This is a genomic window from Stenotrophomonas sp. Y-13 (genome assembly GCF_046267925.1).
GTDB lineage: Bacteria > Pseudomonadota > Gammaproteobacteria > Xanthomonadales > Xanthomonadaceae > Stenotrophomonas > Stenotrophomonas acidaminiphila_A.
This window is the reverse complement of record NZ_CP176501.1, coordinates 1196279-1216326: the sequence shown is the minus strand read 5'-3', so window position 1 is coordinate 1216326 and position 20048 is coordinate 1196279. Positions and strand designations below refer to the sequence as shown.

The 20048-nt window shown below is 70.1% G+C and carries 13 protein-coding genes; 6 read left to right on the top strand and 7 right to left on the bottom strand.

The genetic code is table 11. The annotated features are described in order from the left end of the window. The first annotated feature begins 14 nt into the window (after positions 1-14). Together ACJ7VY_RS05305 and mutS are read left to right on the top strand one after the other, a co-directional pair. Positions 15-920: a cation diffusion facilitator family transporter gene (locus tag ACJ7VY_RS05305; RefSeq protein WP_293765639.1), complete on the top strand. Its 906-nt coding sequence runs from the start codon at positions 15-17 to the stop codon at positions 918-920. Between the two features lie 250 nt (positions 921-1170). Beyond that, a complete protein-coding gene (mutS, locus tag ACJ7VY_RS05300; protein ID WP_409476786.1) occupies positions 1171-3741 on the top strand; it encodes a DNA mismatch repair protein MutS in 2571 nt (856 codons plus the stop codon). A 944-nt stretch (positions 3742-4685) separates the two neighbouring features. Here mutS and ACJ7VY_RS05295 read toward each other — a convergent pair. Beyond that, positions 4686-5309, bottom strand: coding sequence for a glutathione S-transferase family protein (locus ACJ7VY_RS05295; RefSeq protein WP_104938388.1), 624 nt, complete (start codon positions 5307-5309; stop codon positions 4686-4688). Positions 5310-5368: 59 nt separating this feature from the next. Continuing rightward, positions 5369-6073, bottom strand: coding sequence for a YafY family protein (locus ACJ7VY_RS05290; RefSeq protein ID WP_312344182.1), 705 nt, complete (start codon positions 6071-6073; stop codon positions 5369-5371). Between the two features lie 145 nt (positions 6074-6218). Here ACJ7VY_RS05290 and ACJ7VY_RS05285 point away from each other — a divergent pair, with 145 nt between their 5' ends. The 3 genes from ACJ7VY_RS05285 to ACJ7VY_RS05275 all read left to right on the top strand — a co-directional run bounded on the left by ACJ7VY_RS05285 (position 6219) and on the right by ACJ7VY_RS05275 (position 9590). Then, positions 6219-6878 carry a glutathione S-transferase family protein gene (locus ACJ7VY_RS05285; RefSeq protein WP_313247463.1) on the top strand — a complete coding sequence of 220 codons (660 nt, stop codon included), beginning with the start codon at positions 6219-6221 and terminating at the stop codon, positions 6876-6878. Positions 6879-7146: 268 nt separating this feature from the next. Next, positions 7147-8661: a catalase gene (locus ACJ7VY_RS05280; protein ID WP_312344624.1), complete on the top strand. Its 1515-nt coding sequence runs from the start codon at positions 7147-7149 to the stop codon at positions 8659-8661. Positions 8662-8984: 323 nt separating this feature from the next. Then, on the top strand, positions 8985-9590 hold the full coding sequence (locus tag ACJ7VY_RS05275; protein ID WP_161614149.1) for a DUF937 domain-containing protein: 606 nt from the start codon (positions 8985-8987) through the stop codon (positions 9588-9590). A 102-nt stretch (positions 9591-9692) separates the two neighbouring features. Here ACJ7VY_RS05275 and ACJ7VY_RS05270 read toward each other — a convergent pair whose 3' ends face one another. Continuing rightward, complete coding sequence (locus tag ACJ7VY_RS05270) at positions 9693-10100, bottom strand: RNA-binding S4 domain-containing protein (protein WP_104938384.1); 408 nt, start codon at positions 10098-10100, stop codon at positions 9693-9695. Further along, positions 10093-10353 carry a hypothetical protein gene (locus ACJ7VY_RS05265; RefSeq protein ID WP_158681826.1) on the bottom strand — a complete coding sequence of 87 codons (261 nt, stop codon included), beginning with the start codon at positions 10351-10353 and terminating at the stop codon, positions 10093-10095. The genes ACJ7VY_RS05270 and ACJ7VY_RS05265 overlap by 8 nt, the downstream gene beginning before the upstream one ends. Positions 10354-10457: 104 nt before the next feature. Between ACJ7VY_RS05265 and ACJ7VY_RS05260 the strand changes: the two genes are divergently transcribed. Further along, positions 10458-11930 carry an MATE family efflux transporter gene (locus ACJ7VY_RS05260; protein ID WP_409476513.1) on the top strand — a complete coding sequence of 491 codons (1473 nt, stop codon included), beginning with the start codon at positions 10458-10460 and terminating at the stop codon, positions 11928-11930. A 132-nt stretch (positions 11931-12062) separates the two neighbouring features. On the opposite strand, the gene ACJ7VY_RS05255 is transcribed toward ACJ7VY_RS05260, so the two are convergent. The 3 genes from ACJ7VY_RS05255 to ACJ7VY_RS05245 all read right to left on the bottom strand — a co-directional run bounded on the left by ACJ7VY_RS05255 (position 12063) and on the right by ACJ7VY_RS05245 (position 19998). Beyond that, positions 12063-13418 carry a Gfo/Idh/MocA family protein gene (locus ACJ7VY_RS05255; RefSeq protein WP_409476512.1) on the bottom strand — a complete coding sequence of 452 codons (1356 nt, stop codon included), beginning with the start codon at positions 13416-13418 and terminating at the stop codon, positions 12063-12065. A gap of 121 nt (positions 13419-13539) precedes the next feature. Then, on the bottom strand, positions 13540-16518 hold the full coding sequence (locus ACJ7VY_RS05250) for a TonB-dependent receptor plug domain-containing protein (protein WP_409476511.1): 2979 nt from the start codon (positions 16516-16518) through the stop codon (positions 13540-13542). 117 nt (positions 16519-16635) lie between these two features. Continuing rightward, positions 16636-19998 carry a TIM-barrel domain-containing protein gene (locus ACJ7VY_RS05245; protein WP_409476510.1) on the bottom strand — a complete coding sequence of 1121 codons (3363 nt, stop codon included), beginning with the start codon at positions 19996-19998 and terminating at the stop codon, positions 16636-16638. Between the last annotated feature and the right edge of the window lie 50 nt (positions 19999-20048).

Sequence of the window (20048 nt, the reverse complement as noted above, 5' to 3'; positions counted from 1 at the left end):
CAGCCGACAGCCCGATGACCGGTACCCGACAGGAACAACGCGTACTGCAGCGCTCGATCGCGGCCACCGTGCTGGTCGCCGCGATCGGTTTTTTCGGCGGCCTGCTGGCGCGCTCGCAGGCGATCCTGTTCGACGGCGTCTACAGCCTGGTCGACGTCGCCCTCACCCTGGTCGCGCTGGCGGTGCTGCGGCTGATGGCCAGCGAGCAGAGCCCGCGCTTCCAGTACGGGTTCTGGCACCTGGAGCCGATGGTCGAGGCGCTGGGCGGGGCGATCCTCAGCCTCGCCTGCATCTACGCGCTGGCCAACGCCGTCATCGGCTTTAGCGATGGCGGCCATGAGCCCCGGCTCGGCCCCGGCCTGGCCTGGGCCGCGCTGCTGGCCGCGGTCGACCTGGTCATGGCGCTGTGGATCGGCCGCCATGCGCGCCGGCTGCAGTCCGGGCTGCTGGCGCTCGACGCCCGCGCCTGGCTGCTGACCGGGCTGATGAGCCTGGCGGTGGTCCTGTCGTTCCTGATCGCCCTGGCCCTGCGCGGCGGCGCGCATGCGCACTGGATCCCCTACATCGACCCGCTGGTGCTGGCCGGCATCAGCCTGGCGGCGCTGCCGGTGCCGCTGCGCGCGGCGTGGAAGGCCGCGCGCGAGGTACTGCAGGTGGCCCCGGACGACCTGGACCGGCAGGTACGCGAGGTCATGCGGGCGTTCGTCGCCGAACACGGCTTCGAGGGCTTCACCAGCCACGTCGCCAAGATCGGCCGGATGCAGTTCATCGAGATCCATGTGCTCACCCGGCCCGATGCGCGGCTGGGCAGCATCGGCGATGTCGACCGCCTGCGCGATGGCATCGCCGAACGCCTGGATGCGCGTTCGGGCCGTTTCTGGCTGACCATCGACTTCACCTCCGACCCGGCCTGGACCTGAGCGTCTCCCTCGCGGCCGGCGGCGGGCGCCTGCCCGGCAGATGCGCGCAGGACTTCCGGGAGGCGCCGGGCGTGACCGGCGCGGTCAAGCCGCGGATGCGTGCCGCGCGCGCTGGCCGCGACATCGGCGCCGGTACCGGCGCACCGCGATTCGTGCTGCCCATGCCCAGCCACTACAATGGCCGCAGCCCCTGTCCGGCTATCGAAGTGGAATGCGCGTGACCGAGAAAAAGCCCGAACACACCCCGTTGATGAAGCAGTTCTTCGCAGCCAAGGCCGATTACCCGGACCTGCTGCTGTTCTTCCGGATGGGCGATTTCTACGAGCTGTTCTATGACGACGCGCGCAAGGCCGCGCGGCTGCTGGACATCACCCTGACCCAGCGCGGCAGCTCCGGCGGCGCGCCGATCCCGATGGCCGGGGTGCCGGTACATGCCTACGAGGGCTACCTGGCACGGCTGGTGGCGCTGGGCGAGTCGGTGGCGATCTGCGAGCAGATCGGCGACCCGGCGCTGGCCAAGGGCCTGGTCGAACGCAAGGTGGTGCGCATCGTCACCCCCGGCACGGTCACCGACGAAGCCCTGCTGGACGAACGCCGCGACACCCTGCTGATGGCGCTGTCGCGCAGCAAGCAGGGCTACGGCCTGGCCTGGGCCGACCTGGCCGGCGGCCGCTTCCTGGTCAACGAGGTCGAGACCGAGGACGCGCTGGAAGCGGAGCTGGCACGGCTGGAGCCGGCCGAGCTGCTGGTGCCGGACGAGGAGAACTGGCCGGAATTCCTGCGCCAGCGCAGTGGCGTGCGGCGCCGCGCGCCGTGGCTGTTCGACGCCGACAGCGGCCGCCGGCAGCTGCTGGCCTTCTTCAAGCTGCACGACCTTTCCGGCTTCGGCATTGACGACAAGCCGCGCGCCACCGCCGCCGCCGGCGCGCTGCTCGGCTATGTCGAGGAAACCCAGAAGCAGCGGCTGCCGCACCTGACCTCGATCGCGGTGGAAACCGCCGGCGAGGCGATCGCGATGAATGCCGCCACCCGCCGCCACCTGGAGCTGGACACGCGCGTGGACGGCGACACCCGCAACACCCTGCTGGGCGTGCTCGACAGTACGGTGACGCCGATGGGCGGGCGCCTGCTGCGACGCTGGCTGCACCGCCCGCTGCGCCTGCGCGAGGTGCTGCAGCAGCGCCACCACGCGGTGGCGACGTTGATCGACCGCGGCGTCGATGCCGACCTGCGCGAGTCGTTCCGCGCGCTTGGCGACATCGAGCGCATCCTCACCCGCATGGCGCTGCGCTCGGCGCGCCCGCGCGATTTCTCCACCCTGCGCGACGGCCTGGGCATGCTGCCGGCGATCGCCACGCAGCTGCAGGCGCTGGATTCGCCGCGCCTGCAGCAACTGCGCGCCGAGCTCGGCTCGCATGACGACAGCGCGCAGCTGCTGGCCGGCGCCATCGCCACGCAACCGCCGCTCAAGCTGTCCGACGGCGGGGTGATCGCCGAGGGCTTCGATGCCGAACTGGACGAACTGCGGCGACTGTCCACCCACGCCGACCAGTTCCTGATCGACCTGGAGCTGCGCGAGCGCGAGAGCAGCGGCATCCCGACCCTGAAGGTCGGCTACAACCGGGTGCACGGCTACTACATCGAGATCAGCAAGGGCCAGGCCGACAAGGCGCCGGTGCACTACACCCGGCGGCAGACCCTGGCCAACGCCGAGCGCTACATCACCGAGGAACTCAAGAACTTCGAGGACAAGGTGCTGTCGGCGCGCGAGCGCTCGCTGTCGCGCGAGAAATTGTTGTACGAAGGCCTGCTGGACAGCATCGGCGAGCGCCTGGAACCGCTCCGGCGCTGCGCCGCCGCGCTGAGCGAACTGGACGTGCTGGCCTGCTTCGCCGAGCGCGCGCAGGCGCAGGACTGGGCGCGACCGGAACTGGACACCGCGCCGTGCCTGAAGATCGAGCGCGGCCGCCACCCGGTGGTGGAAGCGGTGCGCGAGGCGCCGTTCGAGCCCAACGACCTGGACCTGCACCCACAGCGGCGCATGCTGGTCATCACCGGCCCGAACATGGGCGGCAAATCGACCTACATGCGGCAGAACGCACTGATCGTGCTGCTGGCCCACATCGGCAGCTTCGTGCCGGCCAGCCGCGCGGTGATCGGCCCGATCGACCGCATCCTCACCCGCATCGGTGCCGGCGACGACCTGGCCAAGGGCCAGTCGACCTTCATGGTGGAAATGGCCGAGACCAGTTACATCCTGCACCACGCCACCGCGCATTCGCTGGTGCTGATGGACGAGATCGGCCGCGGCACCTCCACCTACGACGGCCTGGCCCTGGCCGACGCGGTCGCGCGCCACCTGGCCCACGTCAACCGCTGCTACACCCTGTTCGCCACCCACTACTTCGAACTGACCGCGCTGGCCGATGAAACCCACGAGGGCGGCCCCAGTGGTATCGCCAACGTGCACCTGGACGCGGTGGAACATCACGATAAAAGCGGCGGCGAGACACTGGTGTTCATGCACGCGGTCAAGGACGGCCCGGCCAACCGCAGCTTCGGCCTGCAGGTGGCGGCGCTGGCCGGGTTGCCGCGCGCCACCGTGGCGCAGGCGCGGCGCCGCCTGGCCGAGCTGGAACAGCGTGGCGGCGAGACCCACGCGGCGCAGATGGCGCCACAGGCGCTGGACGCGCCGCAGCAGTTCGGCCTGTTCGCGCCGGTGTCCTCGGCGGCGCTGGAGGCATTGCAGGCGATCGATCCGGACGAGCTGACGCCGAAGCAGGCGCTGGAGGCGCTGTACCGGATGAAATCGCTGCTGTGAGCGCACGCCCGCAGATCGCACGCACCTGCAATTGCGGTTGCGATTGCGGTTGCGGTTGCGGTTGCGGTTGCGGTTGCGGTTGCGGTTGCGGTTGCGGTTGCGGTTGCCGGTGATTTTGCTCTTGCCCTTCGCTTCTGAATCACCCCGGCCGTAGAGCGAGCCGAGCACCGCAGCGTGACGAGGGGCGAAGAGGCGCACGTGTCTGAGCGTAGCGAGTTGTGCGCCGTCCCCTCGGCACGCGAGGAGCACAGGGGACCGATGCGGCGCAGCCGCATCGGATCGCGGCCCGGCCCGTGCTTTCTCTTGGTTACTTCTCTTTGCACGAGCAAAGAGAAGTAACTCGCTCCTGCGAAGCAGGGGCGAAAGCTCTGCTTTCAAGCTTCCGCTTCATGCTTGACCTCTGCCTTGCGCTTAGCCTTGGGCTCTATCCTTTCCTCTGGCACTGGCTTGGCCTCTTCGCTTTGACACACGCCTCCAAGAGAAGCCAGAGCAAGGGCAGAAACAGGATCAAAGGCTTTCGCTCCCCTTGGGTGCGCGAGCCACCTTGACCAGCCATCCGGCTGTTGAAAAACGCATCTTTGCTCGTGCAAGGAAACGTGGCCCAAAGAGGCGCTTTTCAACAGCCGAATGGCTGGTCAACACGCCCCTGTCTACGCGCCCGACGCGCTGCACGCGCCAGGTCCACTCCGCCGGCGGGATTTTTCGACGAGACCCAGCTGCAATGCAGCTGGGGCCGGGGCAGTCGCCTCACGGCGCCAGCCCGCTCACCGGGGCGAAGCAGTGCTTCGCCTATTTCCGGTTCGCCCCTGTCTCGTCGAAAAACGGCGTGCGTCCCTGCACGCCGCCCTTCGGGTTTTTCCCGCCGGCTCCGTCGCTGCGGAAGGGGGCCCTGAAAGCAAAAACCAACAGCAACAGCAACGGCAACGGTGGGCAGCGTGCCGCACTCAGGCACTCTCCGCCCGTTCCGCCACCAGCGCATCGTCGCGCGCATTGGCCCGCTGCGCCGCCGGCCGCTGCAGATGCGCGGCCGCATACGCCTCGAACACCGGCCGCGATTCCAGCTCGCCGATACGCATGTAGTAGCCAAGCAACGCCGCCATGTACAGATCGGCGACGCTGAACCGGTCACCCACCAGATACCGCCTGCCCGCCAGCGCGCCTTCCACGGTGCGCATCAGGTCGGCCTCGTTGCCATAACCGGCCTCCCTCGCCGGCGCCAGCGCGCCGTGCCGGCGCGCGGTGATGAACGACTCCAGCGGACCGGCGGCGAACAGCACCCAGCGATAGCACGCACCGCGCGCCGCGGTGCCGGGCGGCGGCAGCAGCGCCTTTTCCGGCACCAGGTCGGCCAGGTGCAGGCAGATGGCCGCGTTCTCGGTCACCACGGTGTCGTCGTGGCGCAGCGCGGGCACCTTGCCCATCGGGTTGATCGCCAGGTACGCCGGCGCCTTCATCGTGGTGCCGTAATCGAGGATGACCTCCTCGTAGGGCAGGCCGGCCTCTTCCAGCATCCAGCGCGCGATGCGGCCGCGGGAGAACGGATGGGTGTAGAAGGTCAGCGTGGTCATGGCGGGCTCCGGTACGGGAAGGAGCCGGCAGTGTGCGCGGGGCCTGCTGACAGCCGCTGTCAGCAGTCAGCCGCCAGTGCCTGGCGCTGCCGCCGCTGCTCGCCCCAGCGCTTGAGCAGGCGGTGCCGCTGCTCCGGGTAGCACTGGCCGGTGTCGTGCAGGGCCAGCACGCGGTCGGCGCGGAAATGGCGGAAGTCGCCGCGCATCTCGCACCAGGCCGCCAACAGCCGGACCTCGGCCAGGAAGGCCATCGCGAACGGCCAGATCACCCGCTCGCTGGCGCGGTCTTCGGCATCGCGGTAATGGATGCGCACCGCATGCCCGGCGCGGATCGCGCGGCGCAGCGCCGGCAACCAGGGTTCGGGCTCGGTCGGGTGCCACTGCGGCGCGTACAGGCCGCTGGTTTCGACCTGCAGGCGCAGGTTCTCCGGCAGCACCCCGGTCACCCGGTCCAGCGCGGCGCCGGCGGCAACGGCCAGGTCCGGATCGGCATGCGAAGCCACCCAGCGCACGCCCAGCACGATCGCCTCCAGTTCCTCTGCCGAGAACATCATCGGCGGCAGCAGGAATCCGCCCCGCAGCTGGTAGCCGACGCCGGGGTCGCCGCCGATGTCCGCGCCCTGCCCGCGCAGCGCGTCGATGTCACGGTACAGCGTACGCAGGCTCACCCCCAGGTACTCGGCCAGGTGCGCGCCGCGCACCGGCTTGCGCCGCCGCCGCAGTTCGTCCAGCAGGTGCAGCAGGCGGGTGGCGCGTTCGCTCATGCGGGACAATCCAGGGCGGTCCGGGGGCAGGCGCAGTCTGGCAGATGCCGGCCACCGCCGACATCCGGCACCGGCCGGGCCACCTTGCGCGGCGCCGGCATTGCGCCCACATTGCCGGCATCGGCATCCGCCGCGGAGGGCTTCCATGTCGCTGCTGCTGTATGGCCACCCGTTCTCCTCGTACACCCAGAAGGTGCTCATCGCCCTGTACGAGAACGCCACCGCGTTCGAGTTCCGCATGCTCGGCCCGGATGCGCCGCTCAACGCGGCCGAATGGCTGCAGCGCTGGCCGCTGCGCAGGTTCCCGCTGCTGGTGGACGACGGGCGCAGCGTGGTGGAGAGCAGCATCATCATCGAATACCTGCAGCAGCGGCACCGCGGACCGGTGCCGCTGCTGCCGGACGATGCCGGCGCCGCGCTGGAGGTGCGCTTCCTCGACCGCTTCTTCGACCTGCACGTGATGAGCCCTGTGCAGCACGCGGTCGGCGGCGCGCTCAGCGGCGACGCCGGCAAGGCCGGCGATGCCCTGGCCAACGCGGTGGAACGGCTGGAGCTGGCCTACGGCTGGCTCGAGGACACGCTGGCCGGCAGGCCGTGGGCGACCGGGGCGGACTTCACCCTGGCCGACTGCGCCGCCGCGCCGGCGCTGTTCTATGCCGACTGGACCCACCGCATCGACGCCCGCTACCCGGTGCTGCGCGACTACCGGGCGCGGCTGCTCGCCCGCCCTTCGTTCGCCCGCGCGGTCGCCGCGGCGCGGCCCTATCGCGCGCTGTTCCCGCTGGGCGCGCCGGACCGCGACTGAGCGCAGGCGGCGGGCTCGACCGGTCTGCAACGCCATAGGCCGAACCTATGGTTCCGAGCGGATCATTCGATTTTTCATTTCACCGTCCCGTCGCTATCGTCGTCGCACGATGTTCCCCGATGCCAGCCAGGAGCCCGCCATGAGCAGCAACGACAGCAAACCCACCTGCCCGTACCATGCCGCGCCCACGCCGGCGCAGGCCGCGCAGTCGCAGCGCGACACCAGTACCACCCCGGCCCAGAAGCACGGCGACGCGCCGACCACGCCGATGACCACGGCGTTCGGCGCACCGGTGGTGGACAACCAGAACAGCCGCACCGCCGGGCCGCGCGGACCGCTGCTGATGGAAGACGTGTGGCTGCTGGAGAAGCTGGCCAACCTCAACCGCGAAGTGATCCCCGAGCGGCGCATGCACGCCAAGGGTTCCGGCGCGTTCGGCACCTTCACCGTCACCCACGACATCACCCGCTATACCCGCGCCAGGCTCTTCTCCGAGGTCGGCAAGAAGACGGAGATGTTCGCCCGCTTCACCACCGTGGCCGGCGAACGCGGCGCGGCCGATGCCGAGCGCGACATCCGCGGCTTCGCGCTGAAGTTCTACACCGAGGAAGGCAACTGGGACCTAGTGGGCAACAACACCCCGGTGTTCTTCCTGCGCGACCCGCGCAAGTTCGCCGACCTCAACAAGGCGGTCAAGCGCGACCCGCACACCAACCTGCGCAGCGCGCGCAACAACTGGGATTTCTGGACCCTGCTGCCGGAGGCGCTGCTGCAAGTCACCGTGGTGATGAGCGACCGCGGCATCCCGCGCACGTTCCGCCACATGCACGGCTTCGGCTCGCATACCTACAGCTTCACCAACGCCGACGGCGAGCGCTTCTGGGTGAAGTTCCACTTCCACAGCCAGCAGGGCATCGAAGCGCTGACCGACGCGCAGGCGCAGGTGCTGGTCGGGCACGACCGCGAAAGCCACGGCCGCGACCTGTTCCAGGCGATCGAGCGCGGCGACTTCCCCCGGTGGAAGCTGTTCGTGCAGGTCATGCCGGAGCTGGAGGCCGAGACCTACCGCATCCACCCGTTCGACCTGACCAAGGTGTGGCCCAAGAGCGACTACCCGCTGATCGAGGTGGGCGAGTTCGAGCTCAACCGCAACCCGGCGAACTGGTACCAGGACGTGGAGCAGTCGGCGTTCGCGCCGAGCAACCTGGTGCCGGGCATCGGTCCTTCGCCGGACAAGATGCTGCAGGCGCGGCTGTTCGCCTATTCCGACGCGCAGCGCTACCGGCTGGGCGTCAACCACCACCAGATCCCGGTGAACGCGGCGCGCTGCCCGGTACACAGCAACCACCGCGACGGTGCCATGCGGGTGGACGGCAACTACGGCGGGTTGCCGCACTACGAGCCCAACAGCTACGGCCAGTGGCAGGAGCAGCCGCAGTACCGCGAGCCGCCGCTGCGCATCCGCGGCGATGCCGACTTCTGGAACTTCCGCGAGGACGACAGCGACTATTTCAGCCAGCCCGGCGCGCTGTTCCGCAGCTACGACGACGCGCAGAAGCAGCGCCTGTTCGACAACACCGCGCGCGCCCTGGGCGACGCCCCGGACTTCATCAAGCAGCGCCACGTGGACAACTGCAGCAAGGCCGACCCGGCCTATGGCGCCGGCGTCGCGGCGGCACTGAAGAAGCTGGCGGAGGCGGGGCCGGCCGACCCGTTCGCGCCGGCACAGCCGGAAGCGACGTTCCCCAGGGCCACGCCGGGCGCGGAAGACATCACGCTGTGACGCCCTTGGCCCCGCCCTGCGCGGCGGGGCCGCGGACACCTGCAAGCGGCGCCTGCGCCCCCACGCGGAGCGGGCGATTGCCGCCCCACCGCCCGCTCCCCGCCAGGGCGGACATGCCGGCGCCGCGCCGGCCGAGACCGGCGCCGGGGTGGCGCTGCGCTGGCGGTCCGCGCCCCCGCCGCATGGCCGCCGGGCGCGCACCGCACCGGCGTACCGGCCGCATCCAGCGCGCCCCACTGCCGCGTGCCCCGTGTGCCGGCGGCCGCGCATGGCGTCCGCCGGCGCTACCATGGCCGGGCATACCCACCGCAAGGATCCGCCCGATGAGCCTTACCGACGAGCTTCTTTCCCAATTGCAGGGCGCGCCGCTGCAACAGGTCTCCCAGCAGTTGGGACTGGACAGCCGACAGGCCGCCGGCGCGGTCAGCGCGGCACTGCCGCTGCTGCTGGGCGCCCTGGGCAACAACGCCGCGCGGCCGCAGGGTGCCGAGGCGCTGTTCGGCGCGCTGCAGGACAACCACAGCGGCCTGGACATCGGCGGCGTGCTCGGCGCGGTGCTGGGCGGCGGCAGCAGCCCGGCCACCAACGGCGCGGGCATCCTCGGCCACATCTTCGGCGGCAACCAGGGCCGCGCCGAGGCCGGGCTGGCGCAGGCCACCGGCCTGGGCGGCGAGCGCGCCGGGCAACTGCTCCGGATCCTGGCACCGGTGGTGATGGCCTACCTGGCCCAGCGCCTGTCCGCGGCCGACCAGGTCGACGCCGGTGGCCTGGGCCGCCTGCTTGGCGAGGAAAGACAACAGGTGGTGCAGCAGGGCGGTGTCGCCGGCGGCCTGCTCGGCAGCCTGCTCGACCAGGACGGCGATGGCCAGCTCGGCGTATCCGACCTGATCCGGCTTGGCAGCGGCCTGCTCGGCAGCGGCAAGCGCTGAGCCGGCGCCCACGCGGTCTGAACGGCACCCGCTGGCGGCGGGGAGCGGCCCCGCCCGTGCCGCAGGCGGCCGTTGCCACGCGCCGCCAGGGCGCGGCCGCGCCTACAGCGCGTCGATGTCGCCCAGCGCGCGGATCAGCCGCCGCGCGCGTTTGTCCGGCTTGTGTTCCGGGGGCAGGTAGCCGTCGCGGGCGGCGGCGCGCTGCAGCCGCTGTTCCTCGCGCGCCCTGCGCGAGGCCTCGGTCTCCTGGTACAGCGCCTGCGCCACCGGTGCCGGCCCGCGCGTGTCGCTGAGACCGCGCACGCCGATCTCGAAAACCTCATCGCCGCGCTGCACGCGCAGGGCGTCGCCGACGCGGACCGCACGCGAGGATTTCGGGCGCTGCCCGTCCACCTCGACCTTGCCGGTCTCCACCGCGTGCTTGGCCAGGCTGCGGGTCTTGAAGAAACGCGCGGCCCACAGCCACACGTCCAGGCGGATGGTCGCCGGTACCTGTTGCGTTTCAGTCATGCTTTTTCTTGAAGTCCACGTCCATCGTCTCGCTGCGCGACGAACCGATGGTCCAGTTCAGGCCCTCGTCGGGGTTGCAGCGCCGGCTGCGCATCGATGGCGCGGCCCCCCTGGGCACCGGCTCGGCGGGCCCGGCGCCGACCAGGCAGTCGGCATGGTCGGACGGGCGCACGCCGGCGTCCATCAGGCGCTCGCTGTTGGCGCAGCCCGACAGGGCCAGCACCGCCATTGCGCCGCACAGCTGTCTGCGCACTCCCGTTCCTCCACTGGACATACCCGGGCGCCATCGTAGCGAGACCTGCGGCCACCGTCACACCGGCAATGCTAGTGTCCGCATTCAGTCGCCGACCGCCGCCCATGACCGCCCCCGCCCCTGCCGCCCGCTCGCTGACCGAAGGCCCCATCGGGCGCAACCTGCTGCTGTTCGCCCTGCCGATCCTGGCGGGCAACATCGCCCAGTCGCTCAACGGCTCGGTCAACGCGATCTGGGTCGGCCGGTTCCTCGGCGAAGCGGCGCTGACCGCCACGGCCAACGCCAACAACATCATGTTCTTCCTGATCGGCTCGGTGTTCGGCATCGGCATGGCCGCCACCATCCTGATCGGCCAGGCGATGGGCGCGCGCGACGTGGTCCAGGCACGGCGGGTGATGGGCACCAGCGCCACCTTCTTCATCGGCATTTCAGTGCTGATCGCCATCGCCGGCTGGTTCATGGTGCATCCGCTGCTGCGCGCGATGGGTACCCCGGCCGCGTCGCTGCCGCTGGCCGAGGCCTACCTGCGGATCATCTTCCTGGCCACGCCGACGCTGTACGCCTTCGCCTTCCTCAGCGCGGCGCTGCGCGGTGCCGGCGACTCGCGCACGCCGTTCCGCTTCCTGCTGCTGTCGGTGGCGCTGGACATCGCGCTCAACCCGCTGCTGATCTTCGGCATCGGCCCGTTCCCGCGGCTGGGCATCGCCGGTGCGGCGTGGGCCACGCTGCTGGCGCAGTCGCTGTCGCTGCTCGGCCTGCTGGCCTACATGCGCCAGCGCGGCCATGTGCTGTGGCTGGGGCGCAAGGACCTGGGGCTGCTGCGCATCGACCTGGCGATCCTGCGCGCACTGGTGGTCAAGGGCGTGCCGATGGGCCTGCAGATGGTGCTGATCTCGCTGTCGATGATCATGCTGATGACCATGGTCAACGATTACGGCACCGATACCGCCGCCGCCTATGGCGCGTCGCTGCAGTTGTGGACCTACGTGCAGATGCCGGCGATGGCGATCGGCGCGGCATGCTCGTCCATGGCCGCGCAGAACGTGGGCGCCGGCCACTGGAACCGGGTCCGCGGCACCGCGCGCAAGGGCGTGCTGTACAACTTCGTGCTCACCGGGGTGCTGATCCTGCCGCTGGTCCTGCTGGACCGGCACTCGCTGGCCCTGTTCCTGCCCGACGGCAGCCAGGCGCTGGCGGTCGCGCGGCACCTGAACCACATCGCGGTGTGGTCGTTCCTGTTCTTCGGCGTGAGCTTCGTGATTTCCGGCGTGGTCCGCTCCACCGGTGCGGTGATGGCCCCGCTGCTGATCCTGGCCGCCGCGCTGTGGGGCGTGCGCGTGCCGTTTGCCGAACTGCTGCAGCCTTACTGGGGCGCCGATGCGATCTGGTGGAGCTTCCCGGTCAGTTCGCTGGTCTCGATGCTGCTGTCGCTGGCCTACTACCGCTGGGGCGGCTGGCGCAGGGCCAGGATGCTGGCGCCGCCGGCGCATGCCGGGGAACTGGCGACGCCGGCCGAAGTGCCGGCGTGCCCGCCCTCGCCGGTGGCCGACGCCGATGCGGAAACCGCCACCCGCTGAGAACCGGCAGGCGGCAGGACCCCACTTCAGTGCGCGAAGGGCCTGCACGCAGGCCCTTCGCATTGCCGGCACACCCAGGTGCGGGGTATCAGGGCAAAGCCCCCTCGCGTACCGGGGTGCGCTGCTGCGGGCTCAATAGCGCCCGTCGAACGCGAAGATCGGCTTGCGCTGGCGCCACAGGCCGCCGGTGAAATCCGGGAACTCCAGGGTCTGGAAGCCGTTGCCGATGGACTGCTCGGACAGCGGCGTGATCGCGCTCCAGGTCACCGCGTCGAAGATGTCGATCGGCATCGGCGCCTGCGCCTTGAGCGCCTCGACGAAGGCGTGGATCACGAACCAGTCCATGCCGCCGTGGCCGGCGCCGGCGGCGGTATCGGCATGGTGCTTCCACAGCGGGTGCTCGTACTGGTCCTGGTAGGCCTTGAAGTCCTCCCACTCGTGCGGCGGGCTGCGGCCCTCGATATGGATGCCGTGGTTGAGATCCATCCACAGGCCCTTGGTGCCCTGCACGCGGAAGCCCAGCGAGTACGGACGCGGCAGCGACGTGTCGTGCTGCAGCAGGATGGTCTCGCCGTTGGCGCAGGCCAGGGTGGTGGTGACGATGTCGCCGAGCTTGAACTGCACCCGGGTGCTCGGATGCGTGGTGCCGCCACTCCTGGCCACGGTGTATTCGTGCAGCCCGCGCGCCTTGCTGGCGAAGGCATTGATGTGGGTGAAGCGGTTGCCGCGGTTGATGCCGGTGTACATCGCGCAGGGGCCGATGCCATGGCTCGGGTACAGCTCGCCGTTGCGGGTGACCGAGTGTTCGGTGCGCCAGCGCGCCTCGGACCAGCCCTTGGGCCCGAACTCGACCCCGCTGCCGTAGGGATGGTCGGGATTGCCGTCGTTGAACTTCACCCCGCGCAGGTCATGCTGGTAGCCGCCCTGCAGGTGCACCAGCTCGCCGAACAGGCCTTCGCGCACCATCTGCAGCGCCGCCATCACGTCGCGGCGGTAGCACACGTTCTCCAGCAGCATGTACGGGGTGCCGGTCTGCAGCTGGGTGTTGAGCACGTCCCAGTGGTCCTGCAGGGTGATGCCGGCCACCACTTCGCAGCCCACCGCGACCCTGGCCTGCATCGCCGCGATCGCCATCGGCGCGTGCAGTTCCCATGGCGTGGCGATGATCACCCCGTCCAGGCCACGCTGCTCCAGCAGGCGTTTCCAGGCGTTGGCATCGCCATCGGCGCCGTAGGTCCGCGGCACCGGCTTGCCGGCCCTGGTTGCCATGGCGGTGGCGCGGCCGAGCATGATCGGCTCGATGTCGCACAGCGCCACCATGTCCACGTCGTCACGGCGCAGCAGTTCCTTGAGCAGCACCTGGCCGCGCATGCCGGTGCCGATCATGCCCAGCCGCAGCCTGCGTCCGCGCGCCCAGGCCGGGGTCTCCGGCAACAGGCTGGTGGCGGCCAGCGCGGCGCCGGCCAGGATGAATTCCCTGCGTTTCATTGCATGTCCTCTTTGGCTTGGAATCACGCCCGTGGCGGCCGCCATGGCACGCCCCGGGCGGGCGAAGCAGGCGTGCTCCCCTTCATGCCATGCACGCAGGGGAGCACGCAACGGTGCGGCATCAGAACCGGTAGGTGGCGGTCACGCTGTAGATGCGGCCGAAGTTGTTGGTGTAGCCCGGGAAGTTCATCCAGTCGTTCGGGTCGTAGAACGGCAGGCGGTTGAACAGGTTCTTCACCGTCACACCCACGCTCAGCTTCTCGACCGGCCGCCAGTTCACGCTCAGGTTGGCCGTCCACCACGACGGCGCGCCCTCGCACTGGCTGGGCGACACGTCGACGTAGCTGCCGGTGCAGGTTTCGGCGTTGTTGTCTTCCGCGTCGATGCGGTCATACGCCCACTTGGTGCCGCCGACATAGTTGATGTAGAAGCCGGTGTCCCAGTTGCCGTAGGTCCAGTTGGTGTTGAACGTGGCGCGCAGCCGCGGGTTGTTGTAGTAGCCGACGAAGTTGCCGTAGTACCAGCCGTCGGCATCATCGGCGTTGTACATGTTGCGGTTGGTGATGGTCGCGGCCACGCCGACGTTCAGCCGGCCCCACTCGCCCAGCTCGAAGCGGCCGCGGGCGTCCACGTCCAGGCCGTCGACCAGGGTGCGACCGCGGTTCTTGTACTGGCCGATCACGCTGGCCACGTTGCCGGTGCTGTAGCCCGGCAGGGTCGCCGGACAGGCCACGCCGCTGGCCGGGTCGGCGCACATGCGGGCCAGCGCGGCCAGGTTGGCCAGGTCGGTCTCGGTGATCGGGAAGCGGGTCATCGCGCTGATTTCTTCCGGCTTGCTGTAGTCCGGCGCGACGATCTCGTTGCGGCGGTACACGAACCAGTAGTCGGCCGACAGCGACAGCCAGTCGGTCGGCTCGAGCACGAAGCCGACGGTGGCGATCTTGGCCTTCTCCGGCTTCAGGTCCGGGTTGGGCTGGGTCATGCGCGCCACATTGCGGCTGCAGTCGCTGTTCCACAGGCTGTTGCCCAGGTCCTTGTCGACGCCGCGCGCGGACTGGCGCAGCAGGCCGGCGATGGCATTGGTCTCGGCGCAGCGGGTCTCGTCGCGGTAGCCGCCGATCTGCGCGTACACGCCGCCGCTGCCGGACTCGGCCAGGCTGGGCGCGCGGAAGCCTTCGGAATAGGTACCGCGCAGCATCAGCTGCGGCAGCGCCTGGTACTTCAGGCCGATCTTCGGCGCCAGGTTGGCGCTGAAGCCCGGGTACTTGTCCACGCGCAGCGCGGCGTCCAGCTCCAGCTTGTCGGTGATCGGCGCCACCGCTTCGGAGAACAGCGCGTAGGTGTTGCGCTTGCCGTCGAACCACGAGCCGCCCTGCTGGGTGATCAGGCCGTTGGCGGCGTCCGGGTTGCCGGGGGTATAGAAGGTCTCGCGGGTGGCGTTGAAGCCGAACGCGGCGCGCACTTCGCCGGCCGGCAGGTTGAACAGCGGGCCTTCGATCTTGCCGTCCAGGGTATGCAGCCGCGTCCACGACTGGATGTCGAAGGTCGGGAATGCCTCGCGGATCAGCGCGGCATTGGCTTCGCTCAGCTCGCCGAACTTGTAGGCCGGGTGGTCGGAAATGATCACCCGGCCGGTGCCCGGGTCGACCGTGTACGGGCCGAAGGCCTTCTCGAAGCCGCGCAGGTTGACGTTGGTGGTCTGGTAGGTGACCGAATGCGAGCCGGCGGTGGCGAAGGCGGTTTCCCAGTTCCAGTCGCCGATGCTGCCGCGCAGGCCGGCCACCGCGCGGTAGCTCTTGTCGGTATTGCGCTGGCCGAAGTGGTTGCCGCCCACGTCCTGCAGCAGGTAGCCCAGGCCGACCACGCCGCCCATCAGCGCCTTCAGCTCGGGGCTGGCGTGGTTGTACTCGTTGTTCGGGCCCAGGAACGGATACAGGAACTGGTTGACCGTGTTGCCGGTATTGCGCGAGAACCAGCTCTGCGGGTTGCCGGTGGTGGTGCCGTAGGCGCGCGGGGTGCCGCCATTGGCGCGCAGGTCGATGTCGGTATAGGTGACCTCGGCGAACGCCTCGGTGGCATCGTTCACCACGAAGTGGCCGTTGACGTAGGCGGTGACCCGGCGGGAGTCGGCGCCGCCGTTGATCTGGCGGTTCATCCAGGTCTGCCAGATGCAGCGGGTGCCGCTGCTCACCTGCAGCACGTTCTTGCAGCCCGGCGCGGCCTCGTCCACGCGCGCCTTGGTGACCGGGTCGAAGGCGAAGTAGTACCCCGGGTTGAACACCCCCGGCGCACTGCCCGTGCCCAGCCGCAGGTTCTTGATGTAGTCCGGATTGTTGACGTAGAACTGGGCCGGGTTCTTGTCGTACCACTCGCTGTCGGGGATGCCGTCGCGCTCGTACAGGTTGACGCTGGCGTAGACGTTGTAGCGGTCGCGGGACAGGTCGCCGAAGCCACCGGTGATGCTGGCCTGCTTCTCGCCGTAGGAGTCGAAGCGCGGCGCGGTGTCCCAGGTGCCACTGACCTCCAGGCCCTGGTAGCTGCGCTTGGTGATGACGTTGATCACGCCGGCCACCGCATCGGTGCCGTACACCGCCGAGGCGCCGTCGGTCAGCACTTCCATGCGTTCGATCGCGGCCGCGGGAATGGCGTCGATGTTCACGAACTGGGTCTGGAAGCCCGACGGCGCGCCGTAGTACGACAGCCGACGGCCATTGAGCAGCACCAGCGTGCCCTGCGGGCCGAGGCCGCGCAGGTTGGCCTGCGAGGCGCCGTCGGAACCGGTGAACAGCGACTTGGAATCGACCTGGGCCGGGCGCGCGGCCGGCAGGTTGTCCAGCACCTGCAGCAGGGTGCGGGCGCCCATGTTCTGGATGTCCTGCTTGCTGATCACCTGTACCGGCGAGGCGGTTTCCACGTCGGTGCGGCGGATGTTGGAACCGGTGACCTCGACGCGGGCCAGTTCGGTGGTCTTTTCCTTTTCCTTGTCCTTGCCGGCATCCTGCGCGAGGGCCGGCGCGGCGATGGCGATCAGGGCGCTGGCCACGGCCAGCGACAGCGGCGTGGACAGGCAACGGGTGGGATTGCGGCGGGCTGGCAACATCGGGGTTCTCTCCTGGCGGTGACGCACGGAACAGCGGATGGCGGGCATGGCGATCCCGTTCCACGGCCGCGACGGCCGTGGGCGGTGTGTTGGGGGAGCAGCGGTGTTACGCGGGGGTCATGGGGCGACGAGTTCGGCGGAGTCGCCCTCCTCGCCGATCAGCACGGCATTGGCCCAGTTGCCACAGACCTGGGTGGGTTGGCTGCCCTGCGCACCCAGCGTGCGCAGGCTCAGCGCGGACAGGCCGCGGATGTCCAGCTCCGGCTTGACCACGCCGGGCGCCTTCACCAGGCCACTGTCGTAGAGCAGGCGGCCATCGCCCCAGACCTGGAACTGCAGGCCGCCGGCGGCGCGGCAGGCATCGTCGATGCCGAGGTCGGCGCGCAGCAGCTGCCAGTGGCCGGTGAGTGCCAGGTCGATGCGGCTGTCGGCACCCACGCCCAGCCCGCTGCGGAACTGCAGGCCGTTCATGCGCATGCCGGCATCGCCGCGGAACGCGCGGTCGGCCCGCACCTGGCCGGCCAGCGCGGCCGGCAGCGGCAGCCGGGAGAGGTATTGCTGCCGTGCCGGCCGCTCCGGTCGGCGTTGCTCGAGGATGCGGAAAGTGGACAGTGCGATCGGACCGACGTCGCGCGGCCGCAGCGCATCGACGGCGCGTGCCGTGGCGCCCTGCGCGGCGCTGACCATCGGGTCGCTGGCCGCGGCACCGTCGCCGTCCGGGTTCTGCACGCCCAGCACGCGGAAGCGCAGCAGACGGCCGGCATGGGCCGGGAAATCGATGCGCTGCAGGCCTTCTTTCAGCGGCAGGCGGCCGCGTGCGACCGGCTCGCCCCATTCGCCGTTGCTGTCGGCCAGGTAGACCTCGTAGTCGCGTACCTGGCCGTGCTTCCAGTGCTGGTCGTTGCGCGGCGCCAGTTCGATGCCGTCGATCATCCTGCGCTCGCCGAAGCCGATCACCCATTCGTGGGCGCCGGTGCGGATGGCCTGGTTGCGCACGGTGCGGAACCAGGTGGCCGGATCGTCGTCGAAGGCGTTCTCCAGCGGGTAGCCGTTTTCCTCGGCCGGGCGGTTGACCACCAGCAGGCTGTCCGGCGGCAGCGCCCGACCCTGTTCCGGGGCGGCCGGGAACGCGTCGTCGGCTGCCGCGGCGGCCACCGGGAAGTCCAGCTGCAGCTGCAGCGGCTGGCGGATGTCCACCGCCGCGGTGCGCACGTGCAGGGTGCCGCGGCGCTCGCCGGCGTCGAAGTACCAGCCTTCGCCGGCCGCATCGAAAGCGGTGGCATCGGCGAGCGCGGGCAGCGCGCGGCCGTCCAGCCGCACCGCGGCCGGTGCCTGCCGGTTGAGCACGCGCAGGCCGTAGCGGCGCTGCGCCAGCTGGCCGCGGTATTCGCCCTGCACCGCCTCGATGCGCACCTGCACCGGGCCACTGCCCTGCGCCGGCGCCTGCACGCGGATCTGCTGGGTGCTCGATTCGCCCTGCTGGTAGCGGCGCGTGTTGCCGTCGTCCTCGTACAGGGTGTACTGAGAATCGCCCTGCGGATACAGGTCGAAGGTCACCTCATCCAGCGGCTTCTCGCCGTCGAACAGCATGGCCGGGTACATCGGCAGGATCGCGCCGGCGCGCACGAACACCGGCAGCGTCGCCAGGTCCACCTGGCGGTCGAGCTGGCGGCCGTCGGCGCCGGCCTGCACGCGGCGGCCGTCCCAGTAGTCGATCCAGCCGCCGGCCGGCAGGTGGATGTCGCGGCGCCAGCCACGGCTGGCGGCCTGGCTGCGGTACACCGGCGCCACCAGCAGGTCGCGGCCGAGCAGGAACTGGTACTTGTAGGTTTCGTCGCGCGCGTGCGGATCGCGTGGGTAGTCCCACATCAGCCCGCGCACCGGCGGCGCGCCGGTCTGCGCGGCCTCGTGCACCAGCCCGTACATGTACGGGGTCAGGCGCATCTTCAGCTTGAGGTAGTCGCGGTTGATCGAGCGATAGGGTTCGTCGAACCACCACGGGTGCTTGCGCGCGTTGGACGACCAGCCCGACATGCCCATCAGCACCGGGGTGAACGCCTTCCACTGCAGGTCGCGGGTGAAGGTCTCGGCGCTGCCGCCGAAGATCGCGTCGACGTCGCCGCTGGCGTAGGCCATGCCGGACAGGCCCGAGCCGACCAGGGTCGGCACATGCCAGCGGATGTAGTCCCAGCTGCTGCTCTGGTCGCCGGTCCAGGCCACGGCGTAGCGCTGGATCCCGGCCCAGCCCATCACCGTCCACAGGAACGGGCGCGAGTCGGAATTGTCGAGGATGCCGTTGAACGCCTGGCGGTTGGCGTCCATCGCGAACTGGTAGCCCTGGCCGGTCCAGGCCACGTCCAGCTTCTGCACGCGGCTGCCGGCCTTGCCCACTTCCCAGGCGATCTTGTCCACCCCGTTCTCGGTCCACAGGCCGGTCCTGAAGCCGTACTTCGCCAGCCCCTGCACGGTCTCGGGCAGTTGTTTGTAGCCGCAGCCGTAACCGTCGTTGGGCAGGATCCAGCCGCCGGGCATGTCGTGCTCGCGGTACTGCCTGGCGACGCTGTCGACCACGTCCGGCGTGGTCCCGGTGGGGCCATCGCTCCAGCCTTCGGGCACGCTGCCGGGCTTCTTGACGTTGTCGCCGTCGTTGTAGCAGTCGGCATCGCCGTAGGACAGCGCCCAGCGCGCGACCATGTTCGGGCGGCCGGTCAGCTGCGTGTAGCGCTCGATCAGCCGCGGCAGGTCGGCGCCGACGAAGTAGTAGGCGTCGAAGCGGTCCTCGCGGTGCAGCAGCGTGGCCTGGTCGGGCTGGCGCAGGTCGTAGCTGCCATCGCTCCAGGTGTTGCGCAGCATGCCCCAGCCGCGCGAGCTGAGCAGCATCGGCGCCGGACTGGGGCGGTCGCCCTCCTCCCAGCCGCCGGAATAGGAAATCTCCAGCTCGCGGCCCTTGAACTGGAAGCGGCCGTTCTGCTGGCCGCCGCCGAAGAACGCCTCGTCGGCCTGCGAGGACAGCACCTGCACGCTCTGCGCGGCATCCAGGTCCAGCGGCTGCACTTCCTGCCACAGGGCGGTGGGCCGGCCAGCGTCCAGCCGCTCCAGGCGCAGCCGCAGCGGCTGCCGCTGCACGTGCAGCACCAGGGCATCGGTGCGCACGCGGATTTCCTGCGCGTCCTGTTCCAGTTGCGCCTGCACGCCGGCCGTGGGCTGCGGCAGCACGATGGGCGCGGCCTTGTCGCCGGCACCACTCAGCCTGCCCTTGCGCCCGGCCTGCACGCGGACGATATCGGCGGCCGGCAGTTCGATGCGCACGCGCGTGCCGGTGTCGGTGAGCAGGTCCCAGCCACGCACGCCGTCGCGGCCATCGCCGGCGCTGACCGCGCGCAGGTTGCCCACCGGCTCAGCCTGCGCCGGCAGCGCCGGCAGCAGCAGGACGGAAAGCAGCGCCACCGGCAGTGGCAGACGTCGTACGCGGTTGTGCACCCTTGCTCCCCAGGCCCGATCGGGCATCCGATGACGTTGCGCCGACTCTA